General features: G+C 31.3%; 2 protein-coding genes. Both read right to left on the bottom strand.

The window, feature by feature from the left end:
• Positions 1–184: 184 nt before the first annotated feature.
• Positions 185–325 (bottom strand): hypothetical protein, encoded by a 141-nt coding sequence (locus tag F811_RS16400; protein ID WP_156821971.1) that lies wholly within the window; start codon positions 323–325, stop codon positions 185–187.
• Between the two features lie 39 nt (positions 326–364).
• Positions 365–1,555 carry an iron-containing alcohol dehydrogenase gene (locus F811_RS0100160; protein WP_020003305.1) on the bottom strand — a complete coding sequence of 397 codons (1,191 nt, stop codon included), beginning with the start codon at positions 1,553–1,555 and terminating at the stop codon, positions 365–367.
• Between the last annotated feature and the right edge of the window lie 297 nt (positions 1,556–1,852).

Here is a 1,852-nt window from a genome sequence, read left to right as displayed (position 1 = left end):
GTTTTCGTCCCCGGTGGGGGAATTGATTTTAAAAACCCGTCCATTACTTTATAAATATACTGTAAATTTTATATGATATTTATTTACAAATACTTAATTTTTAGTATCTTTCTACATATATATCTTTTTAAGATTTATATGAAATTAACAAATCAACATGTAAATTATCTTTACAGTCGTCGATCTATGACAACATAAAACATATATTACGAACTTTACAAAAATTATACACTTCATAATCAAATATGTCAAAGAACTCATCTTTATTAGTATAATACATTTTGCATACTTTTGCAAGCATTTTTATATTAAATACTTTTTTCATATATGATCTATGATCTTTGCACAAGTTTATACATAGTCATTAATTATTAGACATCTTAAAAATATTATAAACATCTTCTTTGCTCAAAGCTCTGAAATGCCTAAACTCCAATTTGCCATCTTTTATGCATCTTCTTGTTAAATCATTGAGAACATCTTCACTTTGAACCCCTATTCCTAATTCTGTAAAGTTAGTAGGCATATTTATTTGTTTAAAATATTCTATGGTTTTTTCTATTCCTTTAAGTCCTGTATTATCATCATCAATATTCCAAACATTTTTTGAGTACTGGATAAATCTTTGTCTTTTATCTTTAAGGCAGTATTTAGCCCAAGAGCCCCACATGGCAGAAAGACTTGCTCCATGGGCTACATCAAATTTAGCACTTAATTCATGACCGAATTTATGAACTATAAAATCAAAACTAAGTCCAAGACCAGTTAAAGTATTATGTGATAAACTTCCGCACCACATAAGCTCACTCATAGCATCATAATTAGTTTTATCTTTCATAGCTATTAAGCCATTTTTAAAAATTGTTCTCAAAACTGCTTCTGCTATAGCATCTGTTGTCTGATTATTATCTCCATTTACTGAGCCTTCGCTGTCTCCGAAATATCTGTCGAACGTATGCATGAGCATGTCAGATATTCCGCATGCCACCTGATAATATGGCAGAGTAAATGTGAGGCAAGGATTCATTATTGCAAATTTAGGACGGTTAAACTCTGTAGGAAGTCCTCTTTTATCGAGTGTCTCTTCATTTGTGAGTACTGCCGAATTGCTTGTCTCGCTTCCTGCTGCTGATATTGTAAGTATGCAGCCTATAGGTATACTTTTTTCTACTTCTTTTACTCTAGTCCAAAAATCCCATATATCAGTTTCTGGATTAGATGCCCCATGTGCTATTGCTTTGGCTGTATCTATAACGCTTCCTCCTCCTACTGCGAGTATAAAATCAGAGCCAAAATCTATTGCTTTTTTTACGCCTTCTCTTGCATGAGATAGAGTAGGGTTGGCTCTAACATTACCAAATAATTCATATTCTATATTATCGTTTTTTAATATGTTTTCTATTTTTTCTAATAGTCCGCTTTCTTTTACGCTTTTTGTACCGTAAACTACTAATACTTTTTTGCATCCTAGATTTTTTATTTCTTTTCCAACTGTATTTTCTGTGTCTCTTCCAAATATTACTTTGGTAGGATTATTATATATAAAACTTTGCATGTAAATATCCTTAAATAAAATAGATTATATTTAGTATTATAATTATTTTTATTTGTTAATCAAGCGTGTAGATGGCAGTTTATTTTTTATATATACCTAAACAAATATGGTTTGTCAAAAATAAAATCATATTTTGTTTTTAATATCTGTGGCTTTGCCCACCGCTCTGCGTGCTTACGCAAAACTCCACTTTTTTGTGACGCTGTCCGCCTTCGGTGTGACATAAAGAAGCAGGCACAGCCCGCAGAGCGAAAGGCTATATTTCAGGCTAAATTTAATAATTTATTATACATTTAG

It is taken from the genome of Brachyspira innocens ATCC 29796 (genome assembly GCF_000384655.1).
Taxonomy (GTDB): Bacteria; Spirochaetota; Brachyspiria; order Brachyspirales; family Brachyspiraceae; genus Brachyspira; species Brachyspira innocens.
Note: the sequence above shows the minus strand (reverse complement) of the source record. Positions and strands in the feature narration are given on the sequence as shown.